The sequence below is a fragment of the Synechococcus lacustris str. Tous genome (assembly GCF_003011125.1).
Taxonomy (GTDB): Bacteria; Cyanobacteriota; Cyanobacteriia; order PCC-6307; family Cyanobiaceae; genus Synechococcus_D; species Synechococcus_D lacustris.
The window spans coordinates 1-8,439 of sequence record NZ_PXVC01000079.1 but is presented as its reverse complement, the minus strand read 5'-3'; the positions used below and the strand labels follow the sequence as shown (position 1 = coordinate 8,439).

At 50.6% G+C, this 8,439-nt stretch carries 11 protein-coding genes; 4 read left to right on the top strand and 7 right to left on the bottom strand.

Translation table 11 applies throughout. The features are described from left to right. Together C7K08_RS11555 and C7K08_RS11550 are read left to right on the top strand one after the other, a co-directional pair. On the top strand, positions 1-190 hold a 190-nt coding region (locus C7K08_RS11555), incomplete at its 5' end, for a Nif11-like leader peptide family natural product precursor (RefSeq protein ID WP_117434646.1). A 30-nt stretch (positions 191-220) separates the two neighbouring features. Then, a complete protein-coding gene (locus tag C7K08_RS11550; RefSeq protein WP_106500756.1) occupies positions 221-478 on the top strand; it encodes a Nif11-like leader peptide family natural product precursor in 258 nt (85 codons plus the stop codon). Between the two features lie 23 nt (positions 479-501). Here the strand turns inward: C7K08_RS11550 and C7K08_RS11545 are convergent, their stop codons facing one another. From C7K08_RS11545 to hisA, 4 genes are read right to left on the bottom strand one after another with little or no spacing between them, the layout of a single operon-like run. Next, positions 502-1,062, bottom strand: a complete 561-nt coding sequence (locus C7K08_RS11545; RefSeq protein WP_106500755.1) for a thylakoid membrane photosystem I accumulation factor — start codon at positions 1,060-1,062, stop codon at positions 502-504. Then, complete coding sequence (locus C7K08_RS11540) at positions 1,059-2,741, bottom strand: DUF3685 domain-containing protein (protein ID WP_106500754.1); 1,683 nt, start codon at positions 2,739-2,741, stop codon at positions 1,059-1,061. The genes C7K08_RS11545 and C7K08_RS11540 overlap by 4 nt, the downstream gene beginning before the upstream one ends. Continuing rightward, complete coding sequence (locus tag C7K08_RS11535; RefSeq protein WP_106500753.1) at positions 2,738-3,166, bottom strand: Fur family transcriptional regulator; 429 nt, start codon at positions 3,164-3,166, stop codon at positions 2,738-2,740. The genes C7K08_RS11540 and C7K08_RS11535 overlap by 4 nt, the downstream gene beginning before the upstream one ends. A 17-nt stretch (positions 3,167-3,183) precedes the next feature. Next, positions 3,184-3,957, bottom strand: a complete 774-nt coding sequence (gene hisA, locus C7K08_RS11530; RefSeq protein ID WP_106500759.1) for a 1-(5-phosphoribosyl)-5-[(5-phosphoribosylamino)methylideneamino]imidazole-4-carboxamide isomerase — start codon at positions 3,955-3,957, stop codon at positions 3,184-3,186. 64 nt (positions 3,958-4,021) lie between these two features. Between hisA and C7K08_RS11525 the strand changes: the two genes are divergently transcribed. Further along, a complete protein-coding gene (locus tag C7K08_RS11525) occupies positions 4,022-4,942 on the top strand; it encodes an NAD-dependent epimerase/dehydratase family protein (RefSeq protein ID WP_106500758.1) in 921 nt (306 codons plus the stop codon). Here C7K08_RS11525 and C7K08_RS11520 read toward each other — a convergent pair. After that, positions 4,928-5,467 (bottom strand): CDP-alcohol phosphatidyltransferase family protein, encoded by a 540-nt coding sequence (locus C7K08_RS11520; RefSeq protein ID WP_106500752.1) that lies wholly within the window; start codon positions 5,465-5,467, stop codon positions 4,928-4,930. The genes C7K08_RS11525 and C7K08_RS11520 overlap by 15 nt on opposite strands. A gap of 35 nt (positions 5,468-5,502) precedes the next feature. On the opposite strand from C7K08_RS11520, the gene C7K08_RS11515 reads away from it, so the two are divergent. Then, positions 5,503-5,970 (top strand): CBS domain-containing protein, encoded by a 468-nt coding sequence (locus tag C7K08_RS11515; RefSeq protein ID WP_106500751.1) that lies wholly within the window; start codon positions 5,503-5,505, stop codon positions 5,968-5,970. A gap of 8 nt (positions 5,971-5,978) precedes the next feature. Here the strand turns inward: C7K08_RS11515 and C7K08_RS11510 are convergent, their stop codons facing one another. Together C7K08_RS11510 and nadA are read right to left on the bottom strand one after the other, a co-directional pair. Then, positions 5,979-7,208 (bottom strand): hypothetical protein, encoded by a 1,230-nt coding sequence (locus C7K08_RS11510; protein ID WP_241537231.1) that lies wholly within the window; start codon positions 7,206-7,208, stop codon positions 5,979-5,981. Between the two features lie 372 nt (positions 7,209-7,580). Beyond that, on the bottom strand, positions 7,581-8,439 hold an 859-nt coding region (gene nadA / locus C7K08_RS11505), incomplete at its 5' end, for a quinolinate synthase NadA (RefSeq protein WP_106500750.1).

Genomic DNA, 8,439 nt, shown 5'->3' with positions numbered 1-8,439 from the left:
GCCCCTAGGTAACCCAGATCCTGTGGTTTCAAGCTTTTTAGAAAAGGCAAAGGTTGATCCCAGCCTTCAAAAAACCCTTGAAACTGCAGATTTAGAGGAGTTACTAGCCATAGCTAAAACCCATGAACTGGATTTTGGTCATGCAGACGACATTTACGCCAGCGCAAAATCCGAACTGGAAATTTGGTAAACTTATTCGAAATTGTTACCCAGTTAAATCATGAGCCAGGCAAATCTTGACCTCTTTCTGGCTGAAGCCCGCAAGAGCCAAAGCCTTTCAGAGCAGGTTCGAGCTGCCCGCAGCCATGAAGAGTTGATCAAGCTTGCTGGAAGCAATGGCCATGAACTCACTAAGGCCACCGTTGTGCGCCATCATTTGCACCGGCTCGCTGGTAGAAGTGATTCCGAATTGGAAAGCCTTGGTGACCATGTTTTTAACGATGATTTTGGCGACGTATTCCTAGGTAAATTTATTTAAGAATAAATAGCTAAAACTTTAAGCTAAGAACCGTATTCAGTGTTGTATTCATTGAAGCTTTTACTGCTTCTTGAGCCTTGAGTKGCTGGCCTACCTGTGGCTAGAGCAAGGGCTGTTTCAATTTCTTTTTCATCCATATTGCCTTGGCTGTTATACAAAATCTTGGCGTTTGCATCCAGCACAAGGATTTGTGGGATGCTGCCGCTCCAGTAGTGGTTTGGCGAATCAACCGGAGCATTTGGATTTACTTCATAGGGATCACTTGTGAGGGCAATTATTTCCACATCCCTAGCCCATCTACCCTGGAGATCTGAAAGTAGGGGGGCAAAATGTTTACTAGCGCTGCTGTCGTCTAGGTAGAAGGCCAAAAGAATCGAACGTTTCTCTTTAATGGCCGCTTCGAGACTTATGCTTGGCGGCACCAACGCACCGTTGCCAGCATAAAGTGCAAAAATATTACCGTCGTAACTGTTGGTATCACGATCAGCCCGGGTTTGATCAGGGGTTAGTAAAAATATTAGCCCAAATAAAAAGCAGCTAAAAATAAGATTTAATAGCCTGGATGGCAGGAAAGCTTGTTTCAAGATTTTTCAGCACTGAGGTTTGAGTTTTGCATACCCTTGCCGAGCCCTTGCATGATACCTCGCCCGATTAAACCGATGGCACGACCAAGAACCCTAGTGAGCAGCAACACCATTAAGGAACCAAAACGATTGATTAGAATCTCCAGCTGAGGTGCCAATGCGTCCCTAGTTTCCAGCAAAATGGTTATCGCTTGCTGCCACCATAAAAGAGTTTTTAGTTCATTATCCCGTGGTTCAATCAAAACCTGGCTAACGAATTTACCAGAACGGAGGCTGTAAAATACCCTTTTGCTTTCATATATTGAAACGGGGCGAACAAATAAATTTTGCCAACGCTCTAAAGAATTTATTTTATTTCGCAAACGGTCTAATTCACGGGTGGGCAATAGTTCTAGGGGCAGCATTGTGCGGCGTAGCTCAGGCCAATTGCTGCAAGCTTCTAACACTTCCTTGGCAATGCGCTCACCATTACGCAATAACCAATTGCTAACTAATGTTTGCAGGTGTAACAATGCAAATGGTTGATCTGCTGCCATTAGCTTTCCATCTATAAGTAATGGTTTGCCTTCAATTAATGCAATCAAGATTGGATATAAGGAACAGAGTTCAGGTTCCTCTCCATCAAGATTTGCTGAACCGATAAGTGTTTCGGCTAAGGGGAGCAAGCTGCCTTCCYTGGGTAGCTGGGTGTAGGCACCCACCAATTTCATTAGTGCCCTCTGGCGCAGTAGGGATTGCTGCTGAACCCATGGATCTGWTGCSGGTTGGTCGCCAGATGGGATTGTTGTTAGAGCTAAGCAGTTTTGCGTAGATAATTTTTCTAGCAATTGTTTGAATTCTTGCAGCAGGCTTTCAAAAAGGTTCAAGCGCCGCTCTGGGAGGAGTGCCTCCAGGGCCAACAGATAACCTGTTTCAAAATTGGAGCAGGAGCCAAACTCTTTAGCTAGCTCGATTTGCAATTGATTTAAAATATCATTGCCGCCRCGTTTGGGTAAATATATTTGCAAGCGTTCCTGKTTRGGCTTYGRYTTRAATTGATGAATAGGGYTTGCTGAGCCCCAAATTGTATAAAGTAATTTTCGAGCCATATTTAATTCACGCAATCTTCCTGCTGTTACAAGTCTTTGCAGTCCCCCTTGGGGAAATATCTCAAGCCTATGGTTTAGGGCATTAACTTCTGCGTTGATTTGATCCAAACCGCTCAGTAAAAACCATTGCTTTAKRCCCAGRTTGGAGGGTTTTGCTGAGGAGGRTTGCACAGCTTCTGAAATCCTAAAAACCCTGCCTCCATTTGTAATTAGTTCAATCGCTTCATTTATCTCAGTGAGGCTGGGCTGTTCTAGCAATCCATCAAGMGGTAGTTGCAGCAATAAATCCCGCTTAAAAAAASCACTGTTATTTATTATCAGCAACAGGGCTGCTTCTGGCTCCCTTGTTTTTAATTGATTCAACTCCCAACTTAAGGTTTCAGTTGTTGTTCCTTCTTGCAGTAGCCAGCAGATCAACTGGTATTTAAGCTTGTTCTTGTTTGATATATTATCTTCTTCTGCTTCTGTGGATCTAGATGAGAGATCTAGTCGCCAGTTTGGCTGATCTCTTTTGAGTTGTTCTGTTAAGGCTTGGGCTTGCCATTTTTCGCCAATAATAAGGATGGCTTTGTTAGCTATTAATTGGCTCATTTTGATTTTGCTCTTCCCTGCAACAGCAGGCTGTAGCTTTCGATTTTAAAACCGGTGTTTGCTTCGATCGCGTTTAGGAGCTCCGCAGGCAATTCGATATCCAGATCGTGGATGCTGCCACTCTCAAGGCAGGTGAGGTGGCTRTGGGGATCTGAGCGGTGGCCATAGAGCCGGCCCTGGGCTTTCTCAAGGCACTCAATTACGCCATGGGCCCTGAGGGATTCAAGATTTTGATAAACRGATGTGTGACCAATGCGCCTTCCATTTGCATTCAGCTGCTCAAATATTTCCCTGGCACTCAAATGATCACCGCTGCGCCAGAGGATTTCTAAAACTAGTTTGCGCTGCCGGCTAAGCCGCAAACCTTGGCTGCGGCAACTTTGATATGCACCTTCTAGGTTTGTTGGATTTGGTTGCCTTGCCATAACTCCATGATATGGGCTTAGCAAGGCCTTTCAATCGCTGCGTTTATCGGCAGGTCTTGGAGGCGAGCTTCTCCAATGGCTAATTGGGCTTCTTTTAAGTTCACACTGCCGTTGTAGAGCGCCCTCCCCACAATTACGCCAACTACCCCTTCCAATTCCAAAGGCAACAAACTCATTAGATCCAACAATTCACCTATGCCGCCGGAGGCAATAATCGGAGTGCTGCTGGCTTGGGCCATGGCCCGCAGAAATTCAAGATTTGGTCCGGCAAGGGTGCCATCGGTGGCGATGTCTGTGCATATCAAGGCAGCTAAACCRATGCCATCAAATTTTTTTGCTAATTCCGTTGCTGGCAGCTCGCTTGCGGTTGTCCAGCCGCGGGTTGCCACCAAACCGTTTCTGGCATCGATCCCCACCACTATTTTTTGGGKATAGCGCTGGGCTAGCTCATAAACAAGTTCAGGTTGCTCAACTGCAACGGTGCCGAGTATTACCCGATCTAGGCCGCAGGCCAGTAGTTGTTCTGCTCTTTCGATGCTKCGCACACCACCGCCAAGTTGCACCGGAATTTCCAGCGCCGCTGTGATTCGCTGCACTAGGGGGTGATTGGTGGCTTCGCCGCTGCGGGCGCCATCTAGGTCTACCAAGTGAAGCAATTTCGCCCCCTGTTCTTGCCAGGCGAGGGCTTGGCTGATTGGATCGGCACTGAAGTGGGTAACCAAGTTGTAGTCGCCTTGATGCAGGCGCACGCATTGGCCATCAAGAAGGTCGATTGCTGGAATTATTTGCATGGCATGCATTTTGGTTTCACCATTCTCGCCAGGGGAGGATGGCAACAGTTCAGCAAGGCTAAAAATGCGCATTCTGGTTATGGGCGGCACCCGTTTTGTTGGTAAACCCTTGGTGCAGCTGTTGATGGCCGCCGGCCATCAACTAAGCCTGTTCACCCGCGGCCGCCAGCCCGTGCCCGAAGGGGTGGAGCATTTCAGTGGTGATCGCTCTGAAGCCAGCCACCTTGCTCCCCTTAAGGGTCGCAAATTTGATGTGATTATCGATAGCTCTGGCCGCAATCTGGTGGATACCCAGGCGGTGTTGGCCTGCACCTCGGCCCCATCCCATCGCTTGGTTTACGTGAGCTCCGCTGGTGTTTATGCAGCTAGTGAGCTTTGGCCTTTGRATGAAAACTCCCCCTTGGATCCAGCCAGCCGCCATGGCGGTAAAGCCCACACCGAAAATTGGTTGCGGCAAGAGGGCATTCCTTTTACCAGTTTTAGGCCCACCTACATCTACGGKCCCGGCAACTACAACCCAGTTGAGAGTTGGTTTTTCGACCGCATCTGTGGGAATTTGCCCGTGCCACTGCCAGGTGATGGYTCCACCATTACCCAATTGGGCCATGTGGATGATTTAGCCCTTGCCATGGCCCGCTGCCTTGAGGTGGATGCAGCCACAAACCGGATCTACAACTGCACTGGCAGAAAAGGCGTCACTTTCAAGGGCTTGGTGGCTGCGGCCGCAAGGGCCTGCGGCCGCGATCCCGATAGCGTGGAGTTGCGYAGTTTTGATCCATCAAACCTTGATCCCAAGGCCAGAAAGGCCTTCCCCCTGCGCCTAAATCATTTCCTAGTTGATGTGCAAAGGGTTGAACGGGAATTGGCTTGGAGTCAGCGCTTTGATTTGGAAGCCGGCTTGGCTGATAGCTACCAAAACGACTACAGCAAAAGGCCCCCAGCTCAACTTGATAGCAGTGTTGATGCWCCCCTATGGGGAGCTTGAAGCGTTTAGGTAACCAAGGGCTGAATTAACGGCAAGCACCAAGGAAGGCCAAAACAAGCACCAGCCCACCCCATGGATGGAGTTGACCAATTGGGTTGTAACCCATGCTGTGGGCCAAAGCATCAATAGMAGGGAACAAAAAAGCAGCATCGTTTTGGCCTTCCCCAACCATGAAGCGGCGCCACCGTCTGCTTGCCCCTGGCGCCAGCCGGTAATCAAAAGTTCACGGCCCAAAAGCAGCCATAGGGCCCACAGGGGCAATTTTTGTTGCTCTGCGAGCCAAAGCAATGGTGCCAGCAACAAAATTTTGTCGCTGAGGGGATCCAACTGGGCCCCCCARCTGCTGCCGCCCCCAGCCCGGCGAGCCAGCCAGCCATCGGCCCAATCGCTTAGGCCGCCAAGCAGTAAAAGTACCCAAGCAAGGCTCTGCTTGCCTTCAGCTAAGGCAWAAATCAGCGGTAACCCCAGCAGTGCCCTGGCAAGGGTTAGGGCATCGGCAAGCCGGCGAAGGAACACGGGGGTCATTGCCCTGCAGAATGCCTCAAAGAGAACGGTTTTCCATGGTGATGCAGCGCTTGGTATCGGAGGTGATGACTTCTCCTTTGTTCACTGTGCAGGCTGATACCCCATTGCAGGAAGCTGTTGCCCTGCTCAACCAACATCACATCAGCGCCTTGCCGGTGGTGGGTGCCAAGGGAGAGCTGCTGGGGGAGCTCAGCGAACAGGATCTCATGGTTCGTGAAAGTGGATTTGAAGCTGGTCCCTATGTGCTTTTGCTCGACAGTGTGATTTATCTAAAAAATCCACTCCAATGGGATAAGGAAGTGCATCAAGTTTTGGGTAATTTTGTGGAGGATTTAATCAATCGCCACCCCCATACCTGTGCTCTGGATTTACCACTGCCCCAGGCTGCCAAGCTGCTGCACAACGGCAAAACCCAACGGTTGTTTGTGTTAAACCCAGAAGGAATGCCCGTTGGGGTGCTAACCCGCGGCGATGTGGTGCGCGCCCTTGCTGAAGCTATCTAAAAATTGATTTATTGCAGCGCCGGTGGGTTGGCGGGTGGTAGCACTGGCGGTGCTGGCGCGAGCCGATTGTCACTGCCGGCTGTGATTGAAAGAGCAGGGTCGTATACGGCTTGTTTGTCTGCAGGCGCTGAACCCGTTCCATAGGTTTCTGGTGCGGGTAGGTCTGGTGCCATCGGGGCTGGGATTACGGGGTCACCTAAACCCACCCCAGAGCCTGGTAATTCAGGGGCCCGTGGCGGTGTTGCTGCATTGAGCGCAAGGGCTGGATCAGCGGTGATTGGTGGCTCCCGCATTGGAGCGCCACTGGCGGGGCGAGTGGCGGTTTGGGTTTTAGAGGGCGACCAAAATAGGCGTGCAATCGGCACCACACCTTTTTCCATCAAGCGGTTTAAACCTGCCATGGCCCTATCCATTACCTGGCCACCCAATTTGAAGCTGCAATCCAAGGGATTGCCGCAACCGGAGCCCCTACCCATGGGACTGAGGTTTGCAAGGAGATTGCCTTGTAAATGAAATGCCCTTGGCTCGAGTTTGAGCATGTATGGCACATGCACAAAACTGGTGGCGCCGCCGCTTATCCAGTTGGCATCTTCTTCGCTAAAACCTTTCACCCCAGGAATAATGAAACGGCTTTTGGAAGCGTGGTCGGGCATGTAGGCAGCAACCAAGCCCCTGCTGCGGGAGAGCTCCTTGGTTTGCTCAAGGGTTAGCCCATCTCTACTCATGAACACTTCAAGCCTGCCATCACCGCGCAAGCCAATCACCATGCGCACCCGGGGGAGGAAGTAGCGAATCTGCTGACCCATGCTCACGCTGTAGGCCCCCTTGTATTCCCTTGGCGGCGATTGGATGTCGTTGTAGAGGGAGTGCAAACCACCAATAAAGGTTTCGTATTCCCCAGCCCTGGCATCTGTTAATTCACCAAAGCCAAAATCAACCCTGCCCTGGTGGGTTATCCCCATGAAAGCGCGCTGTTTAGCGGCACTGCGGTTTCGGCCTCGCCAGATCTGGTTACCCAGTTTTATGTCCCCAAGGGGAACTGTTACCTCCTGGCCTGGATCGTTGTAGCGCTCATACATGGGCCCACTCACAAAAGCGAGCGCCTTGGTGTCGTTGTAGGCCTCCTGCTCCCGATCCCAACCTTCCAGCATGCCGAAACTCACCTTGCGCGGATCAAAATTGAGGGCAAAAACCTCTTGATCTGGCAGGWATTGGAAGCTTTCRTTGCTGGCATTCATGCCCAYAAGCGATCCCTGGGCAGCGGGYGTTGTGGTGCGACGGTTGCTATYTGGGGCAATTGCCACAAGAAAAGTAAGAGCTGCCAGGGGTAAGCCAATGGCACTCCAKCCCACCCAGCTGAGGCGACGTTTYAAGGAAGCMGTTTTTAGTTCRCTTCTGGGGCGACGACCAGACTTGATAYTGGTTTTTGRCCGYTGTTTATTGCTGGAAGCYYTTGCAACCTGCTGGCCCGCCKGGCGCCGCTTAGGAGCTGGGACAACTGGTTCAACAAGCCCAGTGCTGCCCCTTCGGCGATTGCCCATTACTTAAAGCAAATCCTTTTGCCGCCATTWAAGCAATYAAAAGGMACTACACCAGCATTGCAGGACACTTTATTTGCTTAGCTCCAGCATCTTTTTGATTGGTGCCAGGGCTTTGAGGCGTAAATCCTCCTCGATCTTGATGCTTGGGCTGAGATTTATTAGGCAGTTTTCTAACTTTTCTARGCTATTYAGGCGCATATAAGGGCAGGCATTACAACTGCAGCCRTCTAGGCCGGGCACCTCATGGAAAACCTTTTCAGGCATTGCTTTGCGCATTTGATGCAGGATGCCCGGTTCAGTGAGAACAATGAATTCCGGGGCTGAACTCGTTTGRCTGTGGGCCAACAATTTGCTGGTGGAGCCRATGAAATCAGCTAAATCCAGCAGGTGGTTTTGGCATTCGGGATGGGCGATCACCTCGGCTTCTGAATGGGCTGCCTTCAGCTTTAAAACCGCYTCTTCGCTGAATGTTTCATGCACTACGCAGCTGCCTGGCCAAAGCACAAGCTCRCGATCTGTTTGTTTCTCTACCCAYCGGCCTAAATTTTGATCTGGTGCAAACACGATTCCCCTGCCTTTGGGAACCGATTCCACCATTGCTACGGCATTGCTRCTGGTACAAATCAGGTCGCTCTGGGCCTTGATTGCTGCCGAGCAGTTTATGTAGCTAATCACCACATGATTTGGGTATTGGGCGCGAAATTGGCCAAATTGTTCAGGGGTGCAGCCATCAGCAAGGGAGCAGCCTGCATTTAGGTCGGGCAGCAACACTGTTTTATCGGGGCTGAGAATTTTTGCCGTTTCAGCCATGAAGTGCACACCGCAAAAAACAATCACATCTGCAGTGGTGGCAGCAGCTTTGCGGGAGAGCTCTAGGGAGTCGCCAATGAAATCAGCCACATCTTGGATTTCTCCCTCTTGGTAGTAG

What these genes read in the sequence shown, in the direction of transcription:
- C7K08_RS11550 (WP_106500756.1), top strand. Translation starts at nt 221, where the DNA reads ATGAGCCAGGCAAATCTTGACCTCTTTCTGGCTGAAGCCCGCAAGAGC.
- C7K08_RS11515 (WP_106500751.1), top strand. Translation starts at nt 5,503, where the DNA reads ATGGTGATGCAGCGCTTGGTATCGGAGGTGATGACTTCTCCTTTGTTC.